The sequence below is a fragment of the Bartonella sp. AP9QHHD genome (assembly GCF_042195625.1).
GTDB lineage: Bacteria > Pseudomonadota > Alphaproteobacteria > Rhizobiales > Rhizobiaceae > Bartonella.
Genome location: NZ_JBHIOP010000088.1, coordinates 1 through 26,659, shown reverse-complemented (window position 1 = coordinate 26,659; position 26,659 = coordinate 1). Strand labels below are relative to the sequence as shown.

The following is a 26,659-nucleotide window of genomic DNA, read 5'->3' as shown; positions in this document are numbered from 1 at the left end:
TGCAAGGGTTTATGGGAATGCAAAATTAACAGGAAGTGCACGCATTTATAGCAAGGCTGAGGTTTATGATCATGCTGTTGTTAGTGGCGCTGCTAAAATTTATGGCAAGGTTTATGGCAATGCTAGCGTGGGTGGGTATGTTAAGGTCTATGGTTCTGTTTATGGGAATGCAAAAGTGACTGGTTATCACACCATTAGAGGTTTGGTACATGGCAATGCAAGGTTAAAAAGAGATGGTTATTCATATGTCAAACAAAACTTTTATTATGCATATGGAATTCCTGAAGATTGTGAAATTTATGAAAACGATACCGTTGTAAAGATTATTGAAAATAACGCTGCGTAAAGACGCGCGGGCGCGGCGGGGGCGCCTGCTTTCCAACCCAATTTTTCCATTTCAAATTTTATCAAATGTTTATCACATTAAATTGTGAGGGTATCTCTATGTGCAAAAAATACGAATTAACCAGTGAAATCAAAAAAATCAAACATGCTCTTACTCGAAATATTATAAACCTTTATCGCATTAAAGCTTTAAAAGATTTTGATGATGTAAAGGCGGGGTCTTTAGGCGGCTTTATTGAAAAGGAAGTTAACCTATCCCATGATGGTAATTGCTGGGTGTATGATGAGGCTTGTGTCTATGGTCATGCAAGAGTGTATGAAAATGCAAAAATACGCCATTTTTCTCAAGTCTGTGGTCAAGTTTATGGCAATGCTGAGGTCTATGGAAAAGCTTTTATCTCTCAATATGCTAAAGTTTATGACCATGCTTTTGTCTATGGCAATGCTCATGTTTATGGCAATATTTATGGTAATGCTCATGTGAATGGTAGTGCCCGCATTCTTGCTGATGCTCATATTTATGACCATGCGCATGTTTCTTATGATGCTACGGTTTTTAGTTATGCACGCGTTTATGGTCATGCCAAGGTTTCTGGCTTGGCTTGTATTTATAGCCATGCAAAAATTTATAATTATGCTGTTATTAATGGTCGTGCAAAGATTTATGGCAAGGTTTATGGGAATGCTTGTGTGAGTGGCTCTTGTGAGATTTATGGCTCTGTTTATGGCAATGCAAAAATCTCATATTGTGCAACGATCTGGGGGCGTGCTTATGGCAATGCAAAAATCAATAAAAAAAGCAAAGTAAGGTTGGTTCCAAAAAATTGTGAGGTTTATGAAAGGGATAATGTTGTCAATATAACTGATAAAACAGAATAAAAAAACGCATGGGGTGTGCATTCTTTATGGTTATAAACGCATATAAAATGCATTGCTATAAACATATCATAAAAGAGAGAGTAAAATAAAAAAAAGCCGTATCAAGTGATATGACGCGGCTTTCAAATAACGATTATAATGATAGAAAAATAATCATCCACAATGGAGTAATGAATGCATATATACAAAACGTATCATATTGCAAGCGCTCTATGAGAGATATGAAAACGTATCAAACAAATCAAAATGCTCGGTAGCTTTAACAATCCAATCAAAAGCAAATGCATATTCAATAAATATCTGTAAAAAACGTTCTTTTTACATTTGGAAGCGTTGGTTTTTACAAAGCAGCTTTTCATAAGATAAATAAACAATTATGGTTTTTTGTTACCATTTTTATCAAGTCAATTTTATTAATAATAGTTATTAAAAAATCACAAAATTAGAATAACCACTTGAAAATATACCCATATGGGTATATTAATAATCATGAGTAAAATAAAACGTATCATATGGCTTGGTTCTTCACTCAAAGATATAAAAAGTCTTCCTGATCTTATTCAACAAAGGATTGGTTATGCTCTTTATCTTGCTCAGATAGGAGATAGAGGAGAAAATGTTAAGGTTCTCAAGGGGTTTGGATCTGCCAATGTTCTAGAAATTATTGAACGCGATATTCAAGGAACTTATCGCGCTGTTTATACGATACAATATAAAAAATCTCTTTATGTGTTGCATTGTTTTCAGAAAAAATCAACCCGTGGCATTGCAACACCAAAACCAGACATTAATCTGATTAAAGAACGTCTCAAGTTAGTAGAACAATTAGAAGGGAATTAAAATGATCAATGTTTTTCACGGTAGTTCCAATGTTTATGCGGATCTTGGCTTTTCAGATTCCAGAGAGATGCTTATCAAAGCGCAACTTGCTCATAAGATTAGTCAAATTCTGAAAGAAAAGAACTTAACACAAAAACAGGCTAGTCAACTTTTGAAAATGACTCAACCAAAACTGTCTAAACTCTTAAGTGGAGAATTTCGAGGAATTAGTGAAATGAAAATGCTTGAGTGTTTGGCAAAATTGGGAAACGATATAAAGATTATTGTTAATCCGAAAGAAGTTAAAACGCTTGAAGGACATTTTGAAGTTGTTTTTTCTTCTTAAACTTCTTTATGATTAGCTTTTTATGGTCTATTCATACATGGCAATTGTTTATAAAAAATGGTCAAATGAATCACGTATAAAAGTGTGGATTCTTGAGTGGATTCATATAAGATAATTACACTCAACCTATTGACTTTATTGTATTTTTGTTTATAATGCCCTTCAACAAGTGTAACCATCCGACGACCGTTTTCAACATCAATGCCCTTCTCATCATCGTAAGCTTCAAGATCATTATGATGAATGCCTTCATGAGAGCTCCCATCACGCGCCCAATCCGCACTCAGCTCTGTCCAATGAGATTTGGGAAACATCTGCTTAGCTACTTCTAACGGCTTGCGGTCTACATACCACAAACGTTGTGCATCGGTTAAATTCGGTTGCACTGCCGCACTATCCCAGACCATTTTCAGTGGGTCTAAACGCGTAATAACCGGTTCACCATCTATACTGTTCTCATAATCAAGCCGCGTATCGGTCCAGCCCATGCCGCAGATGACAGCGTCTTGGAAAGCATCACTATCTGCATATTCAGCATGTGCCATGTCGCGAAACCATTCCGCTGCTCCTGTAAGCAATTCACTTGGCAATGCCTTGCCTATTTGACGGGGAATGAATTGCACCTCTCGTTTATTGTTACGCTCTGAACCCACAACGGCATTAACCAATGGTGCAATACGGTTAAACGTCATAACGGGGCGGCGTTGCTCTTTTAACGCCGCTAAATCAGCCTCATTCCACTGATCACCATTGTAAAATCGAAAATCCTCTCTTGCATGTTCGCGCCATTTGTTCACATGCTCAACATCTTCTTTGTACCAACTGATAAGCTATCATATCAAAAAATGAAATAAAGTCAATAGGTTGTGTGAAATTATTTTATATGAATCCACTTAAGAATCCACATTTTTATACGTGATTCATTTGACCATTTTTTATATAAGATTGGCATGTATGAATAGACCATAAAAAGCAAATCATGATGTAAATATTATAACGCATGTGTGTATTCAAATAAAATGAAAAGCCGATATCATTCATAACAGTTCATAAATTTTATGATACGTTTTTATCACAGCACAAATCACATTGTTTTAAATTTAGTCGTTTGAAAATATCGATAACATACGTTTAAAGATCACATCTTGTTTTAAAGATTGGATTGTTAATCACATAAAAGAGCAAATTAACATTCGCCAAAATTGGCGAGCGCAAAATAGAGAGCTGTCATAACAGCATCATCATAACACCGAACATTTTAAAGATTGCATAAAAGGATTTAAAGACAAGATCGATTTTATAACCACGGTATTTTTTTACCGAGGTAGGAAATAAAGGTCATGAAATTCAAATGCTATATCTTATGAAATGAAAAGCCTTTTAATGAATAGATTGCAGGCTAGTCTTTAAGAATGGAACTATTCGCTTCCACAAAAAAATGGAANATTTGAATGAGAGAGCCTATAAAACGCTTGTTATGGCTATCAAACGTATCAAACAAATCAAAATGCTCGGTAGCTTTAACAAAACGGTTTTTACATTTACAAGCATTGGTTTTTAAAACAATCTCTCATAAAGACAACAAACAACCGCTTTTATCAAATGCAAGGCTTTAAAAACTGTTATAAACATCAGTTTCAAACGTTTAAACGTTCATTTAGAAAGGGTCTCATAAGCGTATTTTTAAACTATAACTTTTAAAACGTTTCTTAGTATCAAGTCTAAAGTAGATAGTAATTCTACTGCTATGGCATTGTTCGCTTCCATTTTTTTGTGGAAGCGAATACAGTTGCGTTCTTCAAAACTAGCTATGCACTATATTCATTAAAAGCTTTTGATTTCATAAGATATAATGTTTTAAATTTCATGACCTTTATTTTCTACCTCGGTAAAAAATACCGTGGTTATAAAATCAATCTTGTCTTTAAATCCTTTGTGCAATCTTTATGAATTAAACCTATAAGCTTATGAATGCTTCAAACAGTTAATTGCTTTAATGCCATTTTAAGGTTTTTCCCAATTTTGGGGAAAACTATATGATCTCTATTTTCTATAAATACGTATCTTTTGATACAATTTACCTTATAACAGTTTCAAACGATTATCCTCTAATAGGTAATAAAATATTGCTATAAGGGATATAGATTTTTGCTTCCCAATTTTGGGAACCAATAATTTTGTTTTTATCATGCGATTAACAATCCAATTATTAAAACAAGATGTGATCTTTAAACGTATATTATCGATATTCCAAACGACTAAATTTTTAACAATGTGATTTGTGCTGTGATAAAAACGTATCATAAAATTTATAAACTGTTATGAATGATATCGGCTTTTCATTTCATTTGAATACACACATGCGTTATAATATTTGCATCATGATTTGCTTTTTATGGTCTATTCATACATGGCAATCTTATATAAAAAATGGTCAAATGAATCACGTATAAAAGTATGGATTCTTAAGTGGATTCTTATAAAATAATTGCATATAACACACTGAATTTATTATGTTTTTATGGAATAAGCGTTTCCGGGGTCTGGAAGTGCTGACTCAAAACAGCCCCTTGCTTTTAGTGCTGAAAGCACTTGGACATAACAAGAGCCCCCGGAAATTCCGGGATATCCGCAAAAGCGGTTTTATTTCTAGTTTGAGTTTTTCGGGCTTCCAGACCCTATTTGATTGTCGCGTATACAACCAAAAACACAAGCCTCCTTCATAAGGCAATTACTTTCAATCGTCAATTGAAATTACAACAGTGTTTCTTGTTTGTTGTTTCAAGTTTTCACGTAATTAATGCGTATATTATACATAAAAATATTGCTTGAGATACTTTAGATACTTGTAAAAATTGTAAAGCGAAATTAAAGGGTGATGGCAAGGTAATGGGGTGATTTTCTCCTTTACGATTTTATGTTTTCTCCCCCAAATTAGGCTGTTTTCCCGCTTTGAAGAGTACATAAACAGATAAATATTCTTGTCCCGATATGGTATACATAAGATGATATAACTTGTCGTTTTTATTCATCTTAAATCGAGGTATCTCAAATATGTTGTTCGTAAATAGTATAAATTAAAGTCCATGAAATATAACAATCTTTATGTTTAATATAATAAATTTCATTTACCTGAGTTGGTTCAAAATGTTATTATAATTCTTGCTTTTAAGAAGTTCATAAGAGCCATTTTTATTCAGATGCTTGTGTGGTGCAAGCGAATGGTTTTGATTGCTTCAGTATGAACAGGCTGGAATGAGAGAATCTGATGATATTTTTGGCTTTTGTTACAAGGTGTAAAGCGATATAAATATCTTTATTGTAAAGTTCTTTTTTCAGAAATCGTAAATATTGAGATATCATATTGATAGAGACTTGATAACAGTGGGCTTGTAGAGGGAAATTGCATGAGGATTTTTTATTTTTTATGCGTTATTTCTTCATTGTTTTGCAAAGGGCGCGCTTCTGAGGCAAGCATAATGGGAACGCCATCACGAATAGGGTAGGCAAGTTTGGCTTTGAGAGAAATGAGCTCTTGTGTTTTTCGGTTGAAAGAGAGCGTGCCTTTCGTCATTGGGCAGACGAGCAATTCGAGCATTTTGGGATCTGTGGTCATTTTTTTCATGTTTGGACATTCATTAGTTTAAGCGGTAATCTGTTCCTGTTTGTTTCATGAGCGAGCGTTCTGTTAATGCAAGAAGAGTTTGGGCACGGCTTTCGATATCTGGAGCTTCAAGGAGAGCTTGTTTTTCTGCTGGTGTAAAGGGGATAAGAGCTGAAAAAGCATTAACCAATATAGGTGTAGGGGCTTCTATGATGCTGCTCCAATTATATTCCATTTCATGTATGGTTAGATATTTTTCTACAACGTCGAGTAAGTTCTCTCGGTTAATGCTTTCTTCAATATCAAATTCTTGCAAGTCTTTTATGTTTGATTGGATGAGAGCTGTTCGATAGGATTTTGTGTTTTTCAATTCTTGTTCTAAAGTGAAGCGGCAAACACCTTGTAAGATAATGAACAGTTGTCCGTTTCCTGTTTCACTGTAGTTTGTAATACGCCCTATACAGCCTGTTTTATAAAGTTGTGTAGAGAAGCGATCTGTATCCGATGAAAGTGGTTGAATAATGCCCAATAGACGATCAGTTACCATAACATTTTCAATCATTTCAAGTGATTCTGGTTCAAAAATATTGAGTGATAAAAAACCACCGGGTAGTAAGAGTGCACCTTCTAAAGGAAAAAGAGCAATTTGCTTTGGAAGATCATTTTCGCAATTGTAAGAGATATTACCAGCTTTCATGAGTATTTTGTCACCTTTGTTCGGTAATTTTAGTCTGTAAATAGTCGCTATTTATGACACTATTGAGAAAGCAGAAAACCTACTTCTTGTGCATTAAAATCATACTTATAAAATATTTGAAGTCCTTATTCTCAAAAAGAATATGAAACCCTATCTTTAAGGTTGAACTGCGCGCGAAAGAATATTGCTTTGCGATCTTTTTAGTGTGTGACGTTTTGCATGATTTTCAAGAGGTATTTTTGTTTATAGCTTTTGATTTTTGTCTTAAATTTCCTAAAATGTGTTGCTTGCAATTTTTGTAAGGTTCAAAAGGATAATATTATAAATCTTTTGAAGCAGCTTATGCAAGTTTTAAAATGAGAACATTTTCATCACTTTACTAATGACAGTGTGATGAAGATAGGCTATAGGTTTAAATATGCTGGAAAGAGCGTTATCGTTTCTTTCATTCTTTTGCGGGAGAGTGCAGATTGCAAATTTTCGCATTGCCGCCGAAGGGGAAATAGCCCATAATCTCTCAGGCTTTAAGGACCGTAAAAGGAAGAAGGCAGATCTGGAAAGTCGGGAGAACCCGCGCCGAAGGTGTAAGCGAAAAATCTTTTCGCGAGTCTCTCAGGTTGATGACAGAGGGGGCAGAGACGGCCATATTCTGTGGGCGTTAGCGCAGCTTTGGAGTTATTATGGGCACAGCACAAGAAACATCTTTTTTAAAAACACTTCCTTTATATGATTTGCATGAAAAAGCAGGAGCAAAATTTGGTGCTTTTGCGGGTTGGAACATGCCTTTAACTTATCCTCTTGGCGTTTTAAAAGAGCATCTTCATACGCGTGCACATGCAGGACTTTTTGATATTTCTCATATGAAATTGATTGCGGTTGAAGGGGCACAAGCTGTGGAATTTTTGTCCTATGCTTTTCCCATTGATGCAGCAGCTTTAAAGATTGGGCATTCACGGTATAATTATTTGCTTAATGAGCAGGCTGGTATTCTTGATGATCTTATCATTACCCGTTTGGAAGAGGGTCGTTTTATGTTGGTCGCCAATGCTGGGAATGCACAGGCTGATTTTTTAGAATTAGAAAAGCGTGCGGTTGATTTTGAATGTCAAGTGATTGCCCTTGAAAGGGTATTGCTTGCGCTTCAAGGTCCTGAAGCGGCAGCTGTTCTTGCTGATGCCGATTTACCAGGGAATGAATTGTTCTTTATGCAAGGATTCGAACCACAACAGGATTGGTTTATAACGCGTTCTGGTTATACGGGAGAGGATGGTTTTGAAATTGCTTTGCCTATAGGGCATGCGCATATGTTGGCTGAAAAATTGCTGAGTGATTCTCGTGTTGAGTGGATTGGACTTGCCGCACGCGATAGCTTGCGGTTGGAAGCGGGGCTGTGTTTGCATGGAAATGATATTACCCCTGATACGACACCTATTGATGCGGCTCTAACATGGGCTGTTCCTAAAAGTGTTCGAGAAAAAGCACAATTTTATGGTGCAAAGGCTTTTCTTGAAGCACTGCAAAAAGGACCGGCTCGTTGTCGTGTTGGATTAAAACCGCAAACGCGTCAACCTATTCGTGCCGGTGCGGTGCTTCTTGATGATCAAGGTAATGAGATTGGCATTGTAACATCAGGTGGTTTTGGTCCTTCTTTTGATGGTCCTGTCGCGATGGGTTACGTTCCAGTTGATTTTAAAGTTGAAGGGACACAAGTCTTTACAGAACTGCGAGGCAAAAAGATTGTATTATCAGTTCATTCTCTTCCCTTTGTTGAACAACGTTATTTTAAAGGATGATTTTTTATGTCTAAAACTTATTTTACACATGACCATGAATGGCTTAGCGTTGAAGGGCAAATGGTGACTGTTGGGGTTACGCATTATGCGCAAGAGCAATTAGGGGATTTGGTTTTTGTTGATTTACCACAAAGTGGAACAAAACTTTCCAAAGGAGAGGCGGCGGCTGTTGTAGAATCAGTGAAGGCGGCTTCAGATGTTTATGCTCCTCTTGATGGTGAAGTGGTCGAAATAAATGAAGCCTTGGCTGATAATCCTGAACTGGTAAACCAGAAACCCGAAACAGAAGGCTGGTTATGGAAAATGACATTGCAGGATGAGACACAACTGGAGGGGTTGTTAGATAAAGATGCTTATAAAGCTTTGATTGGATGAGTACCATGATCGAGCGTTCTTTTTCTTCTCGACATATTGGGCTGCGTCCTGATGAAACACAAAAAATGCTTGATGTTTTAGAGCTTGATTGTGTTGAGGCACTTATTTCTCAAGCTGTTCCACACTCTATCCATTTGGGACGTTCACTGAATCTTCCAGAGGCTGCTAGTGAAGGACAAGCCTTGGAAGAACTCTCCCAGATGATGGAGCGTAACCATGTGCACAAAAGTTTTATTGGGCAAGGATACCATGGAACTTATGTGCCTCCGGTTATTTTACGAAATCTGTTTGAAAATCCTGCTTGGTATACTGCTTATACGCCTTATCAAGCAGAAATTAGCCAAGGTCGTTTAGAGCTTTTATTTTATTTTCAGACATTGGTTAGTGAACTAACAGGTTTGCCTGTTTCTGCTGCTTCCCTTCTTGATGAAGCAACTGCTTTAGCTGAAGCCAATGCCCTTGCTGTTCGCTTTTTCCGTGAGAAAAAAACAAAAATTTCTCTTCAGAGTCTTTTACATCCTCAGACTTTGAGTGTTGCGCAAACGCGTGCTGAAACACAAGGGATTCAGATTAGCCAAAATGGCGAAATTGATCCTGATACAGCGGCAATTGTTTTGTCTTGGCCAGATACAAAAGGCTCTTTTCATGATTACAGTGAGATTATAAAAGAGGCAAAGGAAAAGGGAGCTTTCGTTATCGTTGTAGCTGATCCTTTAGCGCTTACCCTTCAGGAGCCACCTTCTCAATGGGGGGCAGATATCGTTGTTGGCTCTATGCAGCGTTATGGCGTTCCGATGGGATTTGGTGGTCCACATGCTGGTTACCTTGCCGTGAGTGATGCGTTAACGCGTCTTATTCCAGGGCGTATTGTTGGTCAATCCGTGGATACCAAAGGACGCGTTGGTTTTCGTTTAGCTTTGCAAACACGTGAACAACATATTCGGCGCGATAAAGCGACGTCAAATATTTGTACAGCGCAGGCTTTGTTGGCTAATATGGCAACCGCTTATGCTGTTTGGCATGGGCCAAAAGGCTTACAAGAAATTGCGCAGCGAATTCATCATTTAACATGTCGTTTTGTTGCTGGTTTAGAAGCAGCAGGGGTTCATGTTGAAGGGAAAAGCTTTTTTGATTGTGTGAGTATTTCTGTTAAGGGAAAAGCGCGAGAAATTGCGCATCAAGCCAAAATAGGTGGGCGCCTTATTCGTGTTCTCGATGATGACACTATTGCAATCAATTTTGATGAATTATCAACAGAAGAAGATGCTGGTGCTTTAGCGCAGCTTTTGGGGGCACAACTCTTTGATAAGGTTTCTCCACGACTCTTTGGAAAAAAACGGGATGCTGCTTTTCTTTCTCAGCCTTTTTTTCATGCTGTTCATTCAGAGACAGATATGATGCGCTTTTTGCGTCGTTTAGCGGATAAGGATTTGGCGCTGGATCGCGCTATGATCCCTCTTGGTTCTTGTACAATGAAGCTTAATGCAGCTGCTGAATTGATGCCTGTGAGCTGGGCGAGCATGGCCAATATACACCCCTTTGTTTCACAAGAGGATGCAGCGGGTTATTTGGAGATGATCAACCAGTTAAATGCGTGGTTGTGTGAAATTACAGGATTTGCGCAAGTTTCTTTTCAGCCAAATTCTGGTGCTCAAGGTGAATATGCTGGGCTTTTGGCTATCCGACGATATTACCAATCACGAGGAGAACATCAACGTACAGTTTGTCTTATTCCTGCATCTGCGCATGGTACCAATCCAGCTTCGGCTCATATGGCAGGGATGGAAGTCGTTGTGGTAAAATGTTTAAGCGATGGTGATGTTGATGTAGACGATCTCAAGATGAAAGCGCAATTGCATAAAGATAAATTGGCTGCTCTTATGATTACTTATCCTTCAACCCATGGTGTTTACGAGGAAAGCATTAAGGAAATTTGTTCTATTATTCATGAAAATGGCGGACAAGTTTATTTTGATGGTGCTAATCTCAATGCCCTTGTGGGGCTTGCTCGTCCTGCGGATATTGGCGCTGATGTTTGTCATATGAATCTTCATAAAACATTTGCTATTCCTCATGGTGGTGGTGGTCCTGGTATGGGACCAATTGGAGTTGCAGTGCATCTCAAACCATTCTTACCAGGTCATGAACAGGATAGGACAACACATGCGGTTTCTGCTGCTCCTTATGGAAGTGCGTCTATTCTTGCAATTACATGGATGTATATTCGAATGATGGGGGCTGATGGCTTAAAATATGCAACACAAATAGCCATTTTAAATGCCAATTATATTGCTGCACGTCTTTCAGCTGCTTATTCCATTCTTTATCGGGGCAAGCATGGACGTGTTGCTCACGAATGTATTGTGGATACACGCGTGTTGAAAGAGCAGTATGGGGTGAGTGTTGATGATATTGCAAAACGTCTCATTGATTATGGATTCCATGCGCCTACGATGTCGTTCCCTGTTCCGGGAACTTTAATGATTGAGCCAACGGAATCAGAACCAAAAGCAGAGATTGATCGTTTTTGTGATGCTTTACTCTCTATTGCTGAAGAAGCGAAAAAAGTTGGGAATGGGGTTTGGCCAAAAGACAATAATCCATTGGTGAATGCCCCTCATACAGTGGCTGATACTTTAGATGATGCTTGGGTACGACCCTATTCGCGACAAGAAGCTGCTTTTCCCAACAGTTCTCTTGATCCAGCCAATAAATATTGGCCTCCTGTATCGCGTATTGATAATGTTGCGGGAGACAGAATGCTCATTTGTTCGTGTCCACCATTGGGAAATACCTATTAAATAACAAATATATATTTAATTTGTTTATTTGCATGAACGAAAAAAGCCCACACATTTTGTGTGGGTTTTGTACTTGTTGATCATGTTACTATGGAATTATTTGTCTATTTTCTAGAATTTTGCATTGTTTTTTATAACATGAGCAAAATCGAAAAAGTCGACAAAAAGCTGTGTTTTGTCGGCAATAGGCATGCTCTCCTTTGCATTCTACCGTATGACATGGTTTTTGACTAGTCGGCATCGGTTTAGCCAGCTAATTCATGTAAACGAGAGTGAAAACCTATGAGGATAGGGGCACGTCTGTTGCATGTGTTGTGACATACTACTTCTCACTAAGGTGACGACGACGGGTTGTAGAAAGAATAAAATCAAATTTAATGTTTTTGATGATAAAGACACGCGAAACTCTGTTGTTGCATCTTTTCGAGTCAAGAATTGTCTAAATATTTCTCTTTAATCTGCTTTTTGTAAATATGACGAAAAAATATGTAAGAACACCTGTCAGAATGAGCAAACGCAAAGCCAAATGTATTATGTTTTTTTTTACAAGGGGTCTTATAAAAGCCGGCACATCTTTCCACTTCATTGCAAGTCAGTTTGTGACTTTACGGCGCTGTTTTCCTAAGAGCTCGTGTGCTTTAGCTGTTGCCTGTAAATCAACATCCAAACTTAATGCAGCAACATGTCTTGAGCCAGAGATTGAGAAAAAAAGAGCTTTATGAGTAGTTCCTGCTTTTGTCTGTCAGATGAGGGCGGGGATTGCGTATTTCTGTTGACGTAATCTTTGAAACTGGAAGACAATCTTATTTTGGAAAATGTAAAGCCGTAAGGTGAAAATCAATCCTCAGTTTGTCATCTCCTCTTAATTCAGCTTTATGGCTTTCAAAAGCATTTAAAGCAATGTTTTTTAAATAATGGGGATTACACATTGCTCCATACTTTATATTTATTGTGTTCTTTAGTGGGGGAATGATCCTCATGTAAAACAGAACGCTCCAAAAAGAATATACTTGAGTTGTTAATTCACGTGTTTGTTTTAAAGAGACACTTCGCTCCCAATCCCATTTCGCGACGGCGCTCGTGAATGGTGTAAGGGTAAATCCATTGATTCCCCACTATCTTTACGCTTCATAACGGAGTAAGCTGGGCACTATCATACACTTTGCCAGCGCCTAATGTTATAGCTCTTGGCACTATGGTTCATAAGAGGCATTATTCTTTTCTTAAATCATTTTTATCTACACATAGTTCAGCTTGTGGTATGCAAGCGAATGATTTTAATTGGGAAATTAATTTTAAAAACTTTGTAGTAGATTCTTTTTTGTCAATTTATGGGGAAAGGCTAAGTTTTTGTATTTTAGGTGAAAGCTACTTCCATAAAACAGTCCATCAACTTGTCTGTTTTGAGATTTCTGTGAATGTACGGTGTCTATGACCATTCTGTGTGGTTGATTGTTGTAAAATCTTTTGTAAAAGCCCCTCAATTTTCTAAAATGATGATTTTTATCAATTTATTTTTTTAAAGAGTTTTTATGTGTAAATGTATTTATAGCGGGAGCCAAGAGATGTTAGAATTTCATTGGGAAGGGTATCGGCATCTATAGATACTTTTTCAAGTGTTTGATGGGGACCAATGAGTTCTACCCAGTCACCAGTTTGAGGTTTTTGTTCAAGATCGGTCGTATCTACAATAATGGAATCCATAGAAACCCGCCCAACCATGGGAAGTTTGTGCCCGTTGAAATAAACAGTTCCTTTATTCGAAAGAGTACGGAGCCAGCCGTCTGCGTAGCCTATAGAAATGGTTGCAAGAGTGCTTGGTCTGTTGGTTATAAAGCTTTCTGCATAACCAACAGGTGCTCCTATATCAACAACGCGGCTTTGAATGACTTGGGCTTCAAGTTTTAAAACAGGTTTCAAAGGTGATGGGTGTTTTCCCCGCGGATCAACTCCGTAAAGTGCAATGCCTGGACGAACAAGATCAAAATAAAAATCTGATCCTAGAAAGATACCTCCAGAATTGGCAAAGGAAACTTTGCAAGCAGGCAATTGCGCAAGGATCGTTTTGAAAGAAGTCAATTGGGCATAATTTGATGGGTGGGTATCATCTTCTCCGTTAGAAAGATGACTAAGAATATATTTTATTTCTGCTTTTTCGAAAATTGTAGGGTGTTTGATGAGTTTTTGTAATTCTTTTTGATCCAGTCCTAATCGGTTCATATGGGTATCGATTTGAACAATTGCTGGAAATTTTTTATCTTTTTTTTGACAAATTTTTTGCCAATTTTCAATGGCATTCCAAGAGTTTAGAACAGGAACAATACCAGATTGTGCGACAAACTCTTCTGCTAAGTGTGGAAGTCCATTCAGAATGGCAATTGTGACATTTGATGGTAAAATGCTTTTTAATTGGAGTGCTTCTCTGATTTGGGCGACAAAAAAAGTGCGACAACCAGCTTGATAAAGGGCAGGAGCAATTTTGTGAGCTCCTAATCCATAGGCATTTGCTTTTACAACTGCTGAACATTGTGTTGGAGCTACACGTTTGGCTAAAGTAATATAATTGGCAACAATGGCACTGACATCGATGGTTGCTACAGCTGTATAGAGTGATGTATTTATTTCATCATTAACGGATTTGTTCATTTTAAAAGCTTATCTGTGTTCGTGAAATACGGAGTTTTTTTGGTTGTTTCATTGAGGTTCTTTACGATATAGGGGAAAGACACTATTTGCTATGGTCAAAATCATTAAGAAGCCTATGCTGCCATTAAAGTCGTTTTTTATGTAAAATGGTACTCTAGATATAAGAGATAGTTTAGTTTTATTTGTGTTGTTATCAACATGGTATCTTCTAATGATTTGTAAAACATAGACTTTTTTACTTATTTTTCCTCGTTTAGGCATATAAAAAAATAAACATAGTTTATTGTATTGTATCATTTTGAAGAGTGCAATGTTAGACTATTATTGCTGGTGTGATTGTTGTGATTAAATATTGCATTGGCTTCTTATTTAGAGAAGGTAAAATGATTAAATTAACCACGTTAAGTCAATGTATTACAAGTTTTTTACCATGAGGGGGAAGATCACTCATCTGTGCAATTTTGGATGTCGTCTCATGCACTTAAAATTATTTTTATTGAATGGAAAACAGTGTGTAAACACTTTTTGATACATTAAAAACTGTTGATTTAGAAAACTCGTTGATTTGGATATTATTTGTTTTCAAGATGGATTGGGTATCCAGTATTTACTTTCTAGTCTTTGATTGGTTTTAAGTGAAATCAATTTTATCGCTTATAGAGCGCGCTAGACTCATTTATTTAATTTTGACATAAAAGTGTTAACCTTGAGGCTTTTGTGTTGAGAAAATTGTTGGCAGATGGTTGTGCAAGTACTATATCACGTCAAGGATTCGAAATTTAACGTTCAATAAAGATATGGGGAAGAGTATGAATACGTCTGCTACCAATGTTCCGTCAAGCATCAGCAGCGTTGCAAATTTTCCGATTCCTGAGAATGTGTTCGCCCTTACTGTCCAAGAGGTTTGTCACTATACAGATCGGTTATTTAAATTCCGTCTGAATCGTCCGGAAAGTTTTCGTTTTCGTTCGGGTGAGTTTGTTATGATCGGTTTGCCAAATGCAGAAAAGCCGATTTATCGCGCTTATTCGATTGCAAGTCCCTTTTGGGATGAACAGCTTGAGTTTTTTTCGATAAAAGTTCCAGGGGGACCTTTAACCGAGCATCTCCAAAAAATTAAAATTGGTGATACAGTTCTCATGCGTAAAAAATCTACAGGAACGCTGGTGCTTGATGCTCTTATTCCTGGAAAACGTCTTTATCTTCTTTCAACTGGGACGGGGATTGCTCCTTTTGCAAGCCTTATTCGTGATCCTGAAACTTATGAAAAATTTGCAGAAGTTGTCCTTATTCAAACAACGCGCGAAAAAAATGAGTTAATTTATGCAAAAGATCTTGTTTCCTCTTTGCAACAAGATCCACTCATTGGAGAGTATGCACAACAGTTGAGATTTTATCCTATGACTACTCGTGAAGCTTCTGAGCATATGGGTCGTATTACAACTGTGATGGAAAGTGGGGACTTTTTTGAAACAACAGGCCTTCCTAAGATTCATCCTGATGAGGATCGGGTGATGATTTGTGGTTCCATGGCTATGTTAAAAGATTGCGCAAGGATGTGTGAAAGCTTTGGTCTTGTTGAAGGGGCCAATAATGCTCCTGCTACTTATGTTGTAGAGCGCGCTTTTGTGGAGTAATGAGTGGGAAAGTTGATGCTTTATCTTCTTTCAAACCGGTACGGTTTTTTTTTCTTTTGCAAGCTTTATTCGTGAGCCTGACATTTATGAAAAATTTTCAGAAGTTGTTCTTATTTAAATAACGCGCGAAAAGAATGAGTCAATTTGTGCAAAAGATCTTGTTTCCTTTTTGCAATAAGATCCACTCATTGTGGGGCATATGCACAACAGCTGAAATTTTATCCTATGACCACTCGTGAGCTTTCTGAGCATATGGGGCGTATTACGACTGTTATGGAGAGTGGTGCTTTTTTGAAACAAGCGGCTTTGAAACAATAGAACTCGCAAAATTCATCCTAATGAAGATCGGGTGATGATTTATGGTTTTATGACGATGTTAAAAGATTGCGCAAGGATGTGTGAAAGCTTTGGTCTTGTTGAAGGGGCTGATATTCTTGCACATTACATTATATTGTAGAAAGAGCTTTTTTCGAGGGAGAGGGAAGTTGTGATGCGGTATATGCTAATGCAGTAATCGAATCCCAATCACTTATTGCAATGAGTTTTTGGGGCGCTATCCAAGAACCTCCAACGCAGAAGACATTGGGCAGTTGGAGCCATTGTGTTGCACTTTTTTGTGTAATACCGCCTGTTGGGCAAAACCGGATATCAGAGAAGGGAGATGCTAAAGCTTCGATGAAGGAAATACCCCCAGTAGCTTCAGCAGGGAAAAATTTAAGATATGAATAGCCTTTGTTTAATGCTTGCATGAGTTCACTTGGGGTCATTGCACCGGGAAGAAGGGGAATTTCACTATTTTTTGCACAATTGATTAGTTCATTGGATAATCCGGGGCTTACAATAAACTTGGCTCCAGCTTGTTCGGCTTTTTCGTAATGTGTTGTGTTGAGAATTGTGCCGGCTCCAACAATTGCTTCAGGGACTTCTTGTGTAATTTTCTGAATTGCTTTGAGGGCATTTGGTGTTCGCAAGGTGATCTCAATTGTTTTTAATCCACCTTTGACAAGAGCGCGTGTTAAGGGTACAGCACTTTGTAGATTGTCAATGAGTAAAACAGGTATAACAGTTTGTCCTTGGAGATATAATAAAAGCTTTTCTCTTTTTTGGCACATGATATTTTTTCTTCTTGGAGATGATATTATTTGTATCGTTTGATTAAGCACAATATGTTAAAGAGTACATGAATAAATCTTGAAATTGAATGAAACGCGCGTTATGGCAAAACACATGGAAAAGAATTTTAAAGTTGCTGCACTTTATTGCTTTGCAGATTTGAAGCATTATCATCAATTACAAAAACCTTTGCAGGATTTATGTCAAGCAAAGGATATCAAAGGCACTCTGCTTTTAGCACAAGAGGGCATTAATGGAACAGTTGCTGGTTCTTGTGATGCGATTGAGGCATTGGTGGATTTTATTACGGCTGAGCCAGCGTTTCAAACGCCGGAAATTAAATATTCATGGGCATCAAAAATGCCTTTTCATCGCATGAAAGTGCGGTTGAAAAAAGAGATTGTGACGATGGGGGTTGAAGGGGTTGATCCGCTAAAAGTTGTTGGTACTTATGTCGATCCTGAAGATTGGAATGCTCTTATTCAAGATGAAGAGACAATTTTAATCGATACACGGAATGACTATGAATATGCGATAGGGAGTTTTCAAGGAGCGATTGATCCGCAGATTAAAACATTTCGCGAATTTCCTGAATGGGTGCGTAAACATGAGGCTGAGTTAAAGAAAAAAAAGAAAATTGCCATGTTTTGTACAGGTGGTATTCGGTGTGAAAAATCAACAGCTTATGTTCGTGATCTTGGTTATGAGCAAGTCTACCATCTAAAAGGAGGTATTCTAAAATATTTAGAAAAAATTCCAAAAGAGAAAAGTTTATGGTGGGGTGAGTGTTTTGTTTTTGATGAGCGTGTTTCTGTTCAACATGGTCTTGAAGAATGTGGACGCGAATTATGTCGCGCGTGTCGTTCTCCTCTTAATGCTGAAAGCAAATTATCGCCTCATTATGAGGAAGGTGTTTCCTGTGATGCTTGTTATAACACGCGTAGTGAAGCCGATAGAGAGCGCTTTCGTGAGCGCCATAGGCAATTTCAATTGTTGAAGTTGCGTGCAATTGATTCTCATCAAGGGACATAAGGATATCGCAGTGTAGGGCTTTAAATTGTAGCGTTTTTCTCTTAAATTTAAGAGAGAAGAGTTTTTTAATATTAGTAGAAAAATATTTTATAAGACCGGATATTATTCGGTCTTTTTGTTTATGTTAAATTATTTGACTTATAAGTAATCATTATAGATTGTTTACTTTCTTTGACTTTATAGGATTGAGTATTTCAAATACTTTTCATTTTAAAATAGAAAAGCCGTTCACCAACAGCGCAGAGGAGGGAGATTATAGTTTAAGAGAAAAGCGTATGAATAAGATGTGATTAAAAAGCAGATGCTAGGTGGAAAAATAAAATGATAATAGGAGTTTATGATTTCAGAATTTAATATAATACATTAATTTATAATGATAATTTATTATTCATTTGAATAAAAGAGTTCAATATTGTGAACTTTGTTGCTTTCAGATTAGATGAGAACGAATCGCGTAAAATTCATTCACTTGTACGTTGCAAATGGGAGCAACGTGTGGACAAAAATCATTTTAGATAAGGTGTTATGAAACATTTCAATGTAGGAGTTTCTGCAATATTGGGAGTTGGCAGATAGAATGGGAGCGTTTGTTTTTAATTTCATAAGTATAAAGAGGGTGAGATGTAGTTGATCTATATCATACAAGCTATATTATACGGGGAATTCTTCATGATATTTTGCTTAAGCGATGCTGTGAAATGAATGTGGAAGTAGGGATGTTTTTTAGGATGTAAATGAGAAAGATAATGGTGTTTTGTTGGGGGAAGGACACGTTATCTTTAAAGATTATGGTGCTTCAGTCGTTACTATCCTCAGTCTTCAATGTTGGTCATCTTTGCATTTGAGAGGATATATAAGAGGTACTCCTTTTTTCAATTGTTTTTTATTTGTGATGCGCAAAAGAATGATTTTAATTGATTCATTGTAAGAGGGTTGAAATAAGAGGATTTTATAATGGGATTTTTGTTTAAGGGTACAATAATAAATTATCATTATAAATTAATGTTTTGAGTAATTTATTTGCGTTATTTTCTGCTGCAGATATTAGGAGATAGAATAGGGTAAAGAAACGAGGGGCTTTAAACGCAAGACAGTGATTTATGTTGTACGGATAATGTAAGGGTGTGATCTCATGAAAGCGGATGGATGGCTTTGTCTGGGGGAGAGTGTTGTTTTTTCGCATCATTTTATCTTTAAGAATTAAAAAATGTTTAAAATTAAAAAAATGATTGAAATGAGAAAGAATTCGTTTTATAGGATGCCTTGCCCAAAGTCGCACGTGCCTGTGGGTGTCCGCTGGTTCTCAAATGGTGAGATTAACCGGTACGGTACCTGGAACTAACCGCTCCAGTCATTCTTACAGCCAATTGCAAGAATGAGGACATCTTGAAGCAACGACGGTGCGGGCCTTTCTGGTGTCTTCCAGCTTTTAAATGCTGGGATAACTATAGAGGCACACCTCATTGCCTTCAGTGCGGAAGTGGTTTTCTCAACTCCAATCAAAAAGGCAGATAAAATAGAATAACGCGGTTTCGCGCTGTTCTTTCGCAGCATGCAATGCTAATTTCTGGTTTTTTGTAATCAGAATGGGGATGGTTGTTGTGTGTTTTTTGTCCTTTAGCTTTTGGCAGCTTTGGCTGTCTAAGCATAGAGTGGGGGAGCGTTCCCTCAAGGAGAATTGCAGATGGCAACGCAACGTATTCGCGATTTTCTTGCAACACATCGTTCTGAAGGTCCATGCTTAATTGTTGACCTTGATGTTGTTCGTGATAACTATTTAAATTTTGAAAAAGCTCTGCCGCAGTCTCGTATTTTTTACGCAATAAAGGCAAATCCAGCTCCTGAAATCTTGCGTTTGCTAAGTTCTTTAGGATCTTCTTTTGATGCGGCTTCTGTTGCAGAAATTGAAATGGCTTTAAAAGCAGGAGCAACGTCAGAGCGTATTTCTTTTGGAAATACGATTAAAAAAGAGCGTGATATTGCACGAGCATATGCATTGGGAGTTTCACTTTATGCTGTTGATTGTGTTGAAGAAGTGGAAAAAATTGCGCGTGTTGCTCCAGGAGTACGTGTTTTTTGCCGTGTTCTTACCGATGGCAAAGGTGCAGAGTGGCCATTGTCACGCAAATTTGGTTGTGTTCCAGATATGGCGGTTGATGTTCTAAGACGGGCACACCAATTGGGTTTGCAAGCCTATGGTGTTTCTTTTCATGTTGGATCTCAGCAGGTTGATTTGAGTGCGTGGGATCGTGCTTTATCGGATGCTTCTACAGTTTTTAAGCGTTTGGAACAAGAAGGCATTTCACTAAGGTTGGTGAATATGGGGGGCGGTTTTCCAACGCGTTATTTGAAAGATGTCCCTACAGAACAAGCTTATGGTACAGCAGTTTTTGATTCATTGAAAAAGCATTTTGGTAATCGTATCCCTGAGACGATTATTGAGCCAGGACGTGCGATGGTTGGCAATGCTGGTGTTATTCGTACAGAAGTTGTTCTAATATCTAAAAAAGCTGATAACGATAATGTACGATGGGTTTATCTTGATATTGGGAAATTTAATGGTCTTGCTGAGACTATGGATGAAGCCATTCGTTATCCTATTGAGACACCTCATGATGATAAGGTGATGGAGCCTTGTATTTTGGCTGGACCGACATGCGATTCGGCAGATGTTCTCTATGAAAAAACACCTTATCCGCTTCCTCTATCCCTAACGATAGGAGATGAAATATTGATTCATGGAACGGGTGCTTACACAACAACTTACGCATCGGTTGCTTTTAATGGTTTTGAGCCTTTACGATCATATGTGATCTGACATTTCCTTTTAACTATAGTTTTTTAGATTTTTTGCTATGCTCGTCATGGCGCTGTAAGAGGGCGGTTATAGAGATGAACATGATGAACTTTCAAACAAAAGATGGGGCATGTTTTACACTTTTATTGGAGCAAGAAGCCGATAAGCCTTATCGAGAAAATTTGCTTGATTCAATGATGGGGTATGGACGTAAACGTAAATCATCAGAGGTTTTACGTCGTGGTCGTTTGGCTGCTCAAGGGCTCTCTTTTGTGGTTAAAAATGTGCTTGGAGAGCTTGTGGGAAGTGTCCGTCTTTGGCATGTTTCTTTTTCTAAAGAAAAAAATGAAACACAACATGCTTTACTTTTAGGCCCCTTGGCTGTTGCGTCTGAATGTGCTGGTATGGGAATAGGATCAATTTTAGTCCGCCATGCAATTGAAACAGCAAAAAAATTGGGATATGGCGCCATTTTGCTGGTAGGGGATTTTGAATTTTATCAACGTTTTGGCTTTTCAAATAGTTTAACAGAAAATTTGGCAATGCCTGGTCCTTACGAAAAACATCGCTTTCAAGCGTTGGAACTGATACCACATTATCTTTCTGGGTGTTATGGCACTTTGGTTCCTAGTGGAGAACGAGAAGTTTCAAATCGTTTTCAGCATCATAAAGTCGCTTGAAGATAGTGTTTATTTCGTTTTTCAGCAGCTGCCATTGAGAAGAGCATACCGTTTTGACAGTGCCAAGGTATTTAGCGGTACAAAGTTTTGGGGAGTTGTATTGCGATTTTATTATATGGCTTTTTCTTTATGGGGCTGGTTTCTTATTTTTGATAATTTCAGTTAAGTGAGTAAGAATATATTTTAAGCTCATTTTTTGAAATAGTGTCTTATTTTATAATACTGAAGGAACCGGATTTTTGAGTTGTCTTGTGTTCTTTTAAAGTCGCTATCATCATACAGTTTTCCAGTTTTCAATATCGTTGATAAATCTTGTATCGAAATGGTTGGATATTTTACTTTTTTCTTAAACAGTTTTTTTCTTTGCTTTTTATGTGCAAGGGAATGGTTTTGATTGATTCAATAGAGAGATATTTTGAGAAATTTTATACAATTTTAGCGCTTATTGAAAGAGAAGGGGCTTAAGAAAGAAAAATATACAGCAGTAGAATCAAAATTATAGGTATCAGCTTTTTTAAAAGAGTGTAAAAAAATAAAATTACATGTTCAAAAGCAGCTTTTTTGAAAAAAAATATGTCATTACTTTTTTGCTATAAAGGTAAATCGTTTTGCAATTGGCATGAGAGGATCAAATACAAAATGATTTTTTCATGTAAAATTTTGCATTCAGAATCAAAAAACGTTGTCCTACACATTATAAGAGAAATAGGTGTGTGAATAAAAATCACAAGAATCATAAATCTTTTATGAATATTCTTGTAAGACTCAAAAGAGTAAAGGGCAAAGAATCTTTTAATCGTTTGTGCCCTATGGTGATAAATCAAAAATCTTATAGAAATAGCTGCTTTATCTTTATAGTGTGGAGCGCGTTAGGTAAGATCGTTGTTTACCTATCATCTAAAACAATTTTTGTATGCGAGACGTTATTTTAAAAGTGCGTAAAGAGCCCGCATTGAAAAGAATTTTTATCAGAAGAATCATTTAGAATCACGTATTTATTTATACTGTCTCTTGAGAAAAGATAAAGTGCATAGGAAGCGAGGAAAGTGATAAGGATAAAAAATATTTCTCAATTTTAATTAAGCTTAGTGATTTGGTGGTGAATCCATGAGAGGTGGTATTTTTTTGAGAAACATGGTCATAAATGTCAAAACACCAAAGATGATGGTTATGATAAAGAAAATATCACTAAAAGCCATAATCATTGCTTGTATGCGTACCATATTAAACAATTGAGAAAGAGCCAGGGTATAGGAATCAAAGGTTTCTGTTTTGAATAATAAAATAAGCTTTGAAAGCATTTCAGTTGCTTGTCTGTTTGCGTGGTTAAGGGTTTCGGCTATTCGTTCATAATGGAAGTCCGTGCGTTTTGTCATGAGCGTGCTGATAATGGCAAGTCCCACAGCACCACCTAGATTCCGTGTGAGATTAAAGAGTCCAGAAGCATTTTGCATTCGTTCTGGTGGGAGTGTTCCCAATGCAATATTATTAATAGGAACCATACATAACATTACAGAAGCACCACGGAAAACTTGCGGCCAAAAAAGCTGCCAAAAATCCCACTTATCTGTGATAGTGCTTGCCATCCAAGTGCCTATTGCAAAACCAAAAAGTCCTATTGCCATCATTACACGTGCATCCATTCGTGCTGAAAGGAATCCTGCAAGGGGAGCCGTTAATAACATGACGAATCCTGAAAGAAACAATGTTTCTCCAATCATAAGGGCATCGTAATGGCGGATTTGGCTCAAATAGACAGGATAAAGGTACGTGAGTCCATAAAGACCTATACCCAGTGAAAAGGAAAAAATGGATGCAGCTGAAAAATTAAAATTAGAAAAAGTAGAGAGATCTACAATGGGTTCTTTTGCTGTAAAAGCACGCCAGAAGAACAAGGCGGCAGCAAGAATCATGATAATAAATAAATTCCGAACCAGCCTATCATTCAGCCAATCATGACGTGCGCCTTCTTCTAGTACATACTCTAAAGTTCCTAGAAAAACAGCCATAGAAATGAGCCCCAACCAGTCAAATTTAGCCATGAGAGATGGATTTGCTTTATCAAAATCAATCAACTTCCAAGCGAGAATTGAAATAATAATCCCAAAAGGCACATTAATGAGAAAAAGCCAGTGCCATGATAAGATATGACAAAGATAACCTCCGACCGTTGGACCAATAGTGGGGGCTAATGTTGCGACTAGTCCAACAATAGGGGTAACAATTGGGCGTTTGGAAGGAGGAAAAAGAACATAAGAGGCGACAAAAACGCTTGGGATAATTCCTCCACCAATAAAACCTTGCAATGCACGGTAGATAATCATCTCTCCAATAGATGTTGCTGTTGCACAAAGAACAGAAGTAATCGTAAACCCGATCGCTGATATGGTGAAGAAAACACGTGTTGAAAGCAATCTTCCTAAGAATCCAGAAAGGGGCAACATGATGACTTCAGCGATGAGATAGGAGGTTTGAACCCATGAAATTTCTTCAGAGCTCGCAGAAAGACCAGCTTGAACTTCGGCTAAAGAGGAGGCAACGATTTGTATATCCAAAATGGCCATGAACATGCCAAAGGCCATAACTATGAAAATCACAATGCTACGGATTTCTATGCGCTCTTGAGACTGTATGGGCTTTGGTATTGAAGATGTCATAATAATGAGGTCATTTGCTTGTTATTATAAGAGACTTTTATCTTGTGGTTTTGTACGTGTATCAACTTCTACTGAAACACTCATTCCTGCTCGGATATGTCCGGTCTTTAAGACTTCTTCTGGAATAGAAATACGTACAGGAATGCGTTGGACAATCTTTGTAAAGTTACCGGTAGCGTTTTGTGGAGGAAGAAGAGAAAAAACAGCACCTGTTGCCGGTGAAATAGAAAGCACTGTTCCTGTAAAGCCCTCCTTTTTGAAGGCATCAACAGAAATATAAGCCTTTTGTCCCGCATGAATATTTTGCAACTGTGTTTCTTTATAGTTTGCTTCAATATAAAGTGCATGTATGGGGACTAACGCCGCAAGACGTTGGCCATTTACAACAAAATCTCCCGTTTTTGCTGTTAAATTTCCTATAACTCCATCAAATGGCGCGCGTATAATGGTCGAATCAAGATCACGTTGTGCTTTTTTACGCGAGAGCTCTAAACTCTTTGTTTCGCTTTCTGTTTCACTTCGTTGCGCTTCTAGCACTCGGATATTTGCACGTGCTGAAGCCATTTTTGCATCCGCTCTGTTAACATTCGCAATGGCTTGTTCATAAGCGGATTTGGCATCATCAACATTGGATTGAGGAGCATAACGATTGGCTTTCAGTTCTGTTACACGTTTTAAGGTGAGTTGTGCATTGGTTGCTATGGCTGAAGCGGCTGCTTTTTGTGCTTTTGCATCATCTAAAGAACTACGAGCGGCTGTGATTTGCGCATCAATGCGTAGAAGTGTTTTTTTCTGTGTGTCAAGATGCGCTTCTGTTTGATCCAAGGCTATTTGATAATCACCATTGTCTAAGTAAAATAAAACATCGTCCTTTTTTACAACTTGGTTGGCTTTAATGGCAATTTTTTCAATATATCCATTTAATTTAGTCGCAATAGCGGCTATATCTCCTTGTACATAGGCATCTTCAGTGGACAGCATATAACGCCATTGCGTCGTCCACTTATAGCTAAACCAAAGTACAAAAAGCGCAAAGACGATAAGAAGAGCCTTGATTACTTTTTTTCGTTTCGTTTTATCGAGATTTTTTGTTGAAAAAATGGTCTCAGATACGGACATGATTTTATACTTTCAATATTTATGTTCTAACGAGTATAATAAGCCTCTCACTCTAGGGTAGGGTGATATATGCACGAACGATAAGAGCTTTTCCAACAATAAGGCGATCCCTGCTACATAATGCTAAATATATAAACTTGCAAGTTAGAGATCTTATTGTCAAGTTAGATGTCTTATTTTATTGCGCATTTTTTACAAAGACCTCGTACTTCTAGGGCGCTTTTGTGTGCTTGGAAGTCAACCGCTTGAACCATCTGTTTTAAACTTGATACAATCATTTGATTTTGTATTTCGTGGACTGTGCCACAGTTTAGGCATCTTCAGTGGACAGCATACAACACCATTGCGTCGTCCACTTATAGCTAAACCAAAGTACAAAAAGCGCAAAGACGATAAGAAGGGCCTTGATTACTTTTTTTGTTTCATTTTATCGAGATTTTTTGTTGAAAAAATGGTCTCAGATACGGACATGATTTTATACTTTCAATATTTATGTTCTAACGAGTACAATAAGCCTCTCACTCTAGGGTAGGGTGATATATGCACGGACGATAAAAGCTTTTCCAACAATAAGGCGATCCCTGCTACATAATGCTAAATATATAAACTTGCAAGTTAGAGATCTTATTGTCAAGTTAGATGTCTTATTTTATTGCGCATTTTTTACAAAGACCTCGTACTTCTAGGGTGCTTTTGTGTGCTTGGAAGTCAACCGCTTGAACCATCTGTTTTAAACTTGATACAATCGTTTGATCTTGTATTTCGTTGACTGTGCCACAGTTTTCGCAAATTATAAACGTTGTAAGTTCATGTTGACAGTTTTCAGGGTGTAAACAGACCATAAAGGCATTTACACTTTCAAGACGATGAATACACTTTAACTGTACGAGTTTTTCTAACGCACGATAAACTTGGAGAGGTGCGCGAAAACCTTCTTCGCGTAAGTGATTGAGAATCGCATAAGCACTTAAAGGCCCTTTTGCATTTTTTAAAGTATTTAAAACCAATGTTTGGTTACGCGTCAGTTTAGATGACATTGACATCTTCCTTTTGCTCCCATGGAAAAGCATAAAGCGTGTAAGATATTTATGCAATGGTGATTATATAATATGTACTCTATCTTTAGCCTTTTACATGACATCCTTGCGATATGTAAGAAAAGTTACAATCGTTGTGAGGGGAGGGTATTATAATCTGAAAGCCGCCGCTATCAGGCATGAAAGTTTTATACGCTTCTTATTTTTCCAATAATGTTTTGAAATAGGATTTTTTGTTCAATATTTTATTGGTAAAGTTTGGGTTATTTTATTTAAAAAAAA

Annotated in this window: 17 protein-coding genes, 5 pseudogenes and 1 riboswitch; of the genes and pseudogenes, 12 read left to right on the top strand and 10 right to left on the bottom strand. The window is 37.4% G+C overall.

Going from position 1 to position 26,659, the window contains the following annotated elements; genetic code table 11:
• From ACFIK4_RS07615 to ACFIK4_RS07600, 4 genes and pseudogenes are all read left to right on the top strand, one after another.
• Positions 1-346, top strand: a pseudogene (locus ACFIK4_RS07615) (hypothetical protein); the annotation flags it as partial.
• A gap of 98 nt (positions 347-444) precedes the next feature.
• Positions 445-1,224: a hypothetical protein gene (locus ACFIK4_RS07610; RefSeq protein ID WP_375675669.1), complete on the top strand. Its 780-nt coding sequence runs from the start codon at positions 445-447 to the stop codon at positions 1,222-1,224.
• Between the two features lie 489 nt (positions 1,225-1,713).
• A complete protein-coding gene (locus ACFIK4_RS07605; protein WP_273783835.1) occupies positions 1,714-2,064 on the top strand; it encodes a type II toxin-antitoxin system RelE/ParE family toxin in 351 nt (116 codons plus the stop codon).
• Position 2,065: 1 nt separating this feature from the next.
• A complete protein-coding gene (locus tag ACFIK4_RS07600; RefSeq protein WP_015856199.1) occupies positions 2,066-2,389 on the top strand; it encodes a helix-turn-helix domain-containing protein in 324 nt (107 codons plus the stop codon).
• A gap of 157 nt (positions 2,390-2,546) precedes the next feature.
• On the opposite strand, the pseudogene ACFIK4_RS07595 reads toward ACFIK4_RS07600, so the two are convergent.
• The 3 genes and pseudogenes from ACFIK4_RS07595 to ACFIK4_RS07585 all read right to left on the bottom strand — a co-directional run.
• Positions 2,547-3,216, bottom strand: a pseudogene (locus ACFIK4_RS07595) (portal protein); the annotation flags it as partial.
• A 2,591-nt stretch (positions 3,217-5,807) separates the two neighbouring features.
• Positions 5,808-6,014 carry a Trm112 family protein gene (locus ACFIK4_RS07590; RefSeq protein WP_273791466.1) on the bottom strand — a complete coding sequence of 69 codons (207 nt, stop codon included), beginning with the start codon at positions 6,012-6,014 and terminating at the stop codon, positions 5,808-5,810.
• 13 nt (positions 6,015-6,027) lie between these two features.
• Positions 6,028-6,690, bottom strand: coding sequence for an LON peptidase substrate-binding domain-containing protein (locus ACFIK4_RS07585; RefSeq protein WP_375610818.1), 663 nt, complete (start codon positions 6,688-6,690; stop codon positions 6,028-6,030).
• A gap of 446 nt (positions 6,691-7,136) precedes the next feature.
• Positions 7,137-7,234, top strand: a riboswitch (glycine riboswitch).
• 136 nt (positions 7,235-7,370) lie between these two features.
• On the opposite strand from ACFIK4_RS07585, the gene gcvT reads away from it, so the two are divergent.
• The 3 genes from gcvT to gcvP are packed head-to-tail and all read left to right on the top strand — an operon-like array spanning position 7,371 to position 11,659.
• Entirely contained in the window at positions 7,371-8,483 is a 1,113-nt protein-coding gene (gene gcvT, locus ACFIK4_RS07580) for a glycine cleavage system aminomethyltransferase GcvT (RefSeq protein WP_375675667.1), read from the top strand.
• A gap of 6 nt (positions 8,484-8,489) precedes the next feature.
• A complete protein-coding gene (gene gcvH / locus ACFIK4_RS07575; RefSeq protein ID WP_375638777.1) occupies positions 8,490-8,858 on the top strand; it encodes a glycine cleavage system protein GcvH in 369 nt (122 codons plus the stop codon).
• Between the two features lie 5 nt (positions 8,859-8,863).
• Positions 8,864-11,659 carry an aminomethyl-transferring glycine dehydrogenase gene (gene gcvP, locus ACFIK4_RS07570; protein WP_375675671.1) on the top strand — a complete coding sequence of 932 codons (2,796 nt, stop codon included), beginning with the start codon at positions 8,864-8,866 and terminating at the stop codon, positions 11,657-11,659.
• Between the two features lie 1,530 nt (positions 11,660-13,189).
• Here the strand turns inward: gcvP and alr are convergent.
• Positions 13,190-14,305: an alanine racemase gene (alr, locus tag ACFIK4_RS07565; protein ID WP_375612295.1), complete on the bottom strand. Its 1,116-nt coding sequence runs from the start codon at positions 14,303-14,305 to the stop codon at positions 13,190-13,192.
• Positions 14,306-15,114: 809 nt separating this feature from the next.
• Between alr and ACFIK4_RS07560 the strand changes: the two genes are divergently transcribed.
• Complete coding sequence (locus tag ACFIK4_RS07560; protein WP_375612296.1) at positions 15,115-15,942, top strand: ferredoxin--NADP reductase; 828 nt, start codon at positions 15,115-15,117, stop codon at positions 15,940-15,942.
• A gap of 34 nt (positions 15,943-15,976) precedes the next feature.
• A pseudogene (locus tag ACFIK4_RS07555) lies at positions 15,977-16,410 on the top strand (ferredoxin--NADP reductase); the annotation flags it as partial.
• Here ACFIK4_RS07555 and eda read toward each other — a convergent pair.
• The gene (gene eda / locus ACFIK4_RS07550) at positions 16,389-17,054 is read right to left on the bottom strand and encodes a bifunctional 4-hydroxy-2-oxoglutarate aldolase/2-dehydro-3-deoxy-phosphogluconate aldolase (protein ID WP_375638779.1); all 666 of its coding nucleotides are present in this window, start codon (positions 17,052-17,054) and stop codon (positions 16,389-16,391) included. The pseudogene ACFIK4_RS07555 and the gene eda sit on opposite strands and share 22 nt — an antisense overlap.
• A gap of 115 nt (positions 17,055-17,169) precedes the next feature.
• Here eda and ACFIK4_RS07545 point away from each other — a divergent pair, with 115 nt between their 5' ends.
• The 3 genes from ACFIK4_RS07545 (at position 17,170) to ACFIK4_RS07535 (ending at position 21,564) form a co-directional block, all read left to right on the top strand.
• Positions 17,170-18,087 carry a rhodanese-related sulfurtransferase gene (locus tag ACFIK4_RS07545; RefSeq protein WP_375613636.1) on the top strand — a complete coding sequence of 306 codons (918 nt, stop codon included), beginning with the start codon at positions 17,170-17,172 and terminating at the stop codon, positions 18,085-18,087.
• A gap of 1,684 nt (positions 18,088-19,771) precedes the next feature.
• Positions 19,772-20,905, top strand: a complete 1,134-nt coding sequence (locus ACFIK4_RS07540) for a type III PLP-dependent enzyme (RefSeq protein ID WP_375613635.1) — start codon at positions 19,772-19,774, stop codon at positions 20,903-20,905.
• A gap of 74 nt (positions 20,906-20,979) precedes the next feature.
• Positions 20,980-21,564: a GNAT family N-acetyltransferase gene (locus ACFIK4_RS07535; RefSeq protein ID WP_375675662.1), complete on the top strand. Its 585-nt coding sequence runs from the start codon at positions 20,980-20,982 to the stop codon at positions 21,562-21,564.
• Between the two features lie 1,085 nt (positions 21,565-22,649).
• On the opposite strand, the gene ACFIK4_RS07530 is transcribed toward ACFIK4_RS07535, so the two are convergent.
• From ACFIK4_RS07530 to ACFIK4_RS07510, 5 genes and pseudogenes are all read right to left on the bottom strand, one after another.
• Positions 22,650-24,221 (bottom strand): DHA2 family efflux MFS transporter permease subunit, encoded by a 1,572-nt coding sequence (locus tag ACFIK4_RS07530; protein WP_375621613.1) that lies wholly within the window; start codon positions 24,219-24,221, stop codon positions 22,650-22,652.
• A gap of 24 nt (positions 24,222-24,245) precedes the next feature.
• Positions 24,246-25,340, bottom strand: coding sequence for an HlyD family secretion protein (locus ACFIK4_RS07525; protein ID WP_375675659.1), 1,095 nt, complete (start codon positions 25,338-25,340; stop codon positions 24,246-24,248).
• Between the two features lie 173 nt (positions 25,341-25,513).
• Positions 25,514-25,657: pseudogene (locus ACFIK4_RS07520) on the bottom strand (transcriptional repressor); the annotation flags it as partial.
• A pseudogene (locus ACFIK4_RS07515) lies at positions 25,654-25,811 on the bottom strand (HlyD family secretion protein); the annotation flags it as partial. The pseudogenes ACFIK4_RS07515 and ACFIK4_RS07520, both read right to left, overlap by 4 nt.
• Positions 25,812-25,984: 173 nt before the next feature.
• Positions 25,985-26,377: a Fur family transcriptional regulator gene (locus tag ACFIK4_RS07510; RefSeq protein WP_375629863.1), complete on the bottom strand. Its 393-nt coding sequence runs from the start codon at positions 26,375-26,377 to the stop codon at positions 25,985-25,987.
• Positions 26,378-26,659: the final 282 nt, after the last annotated feature.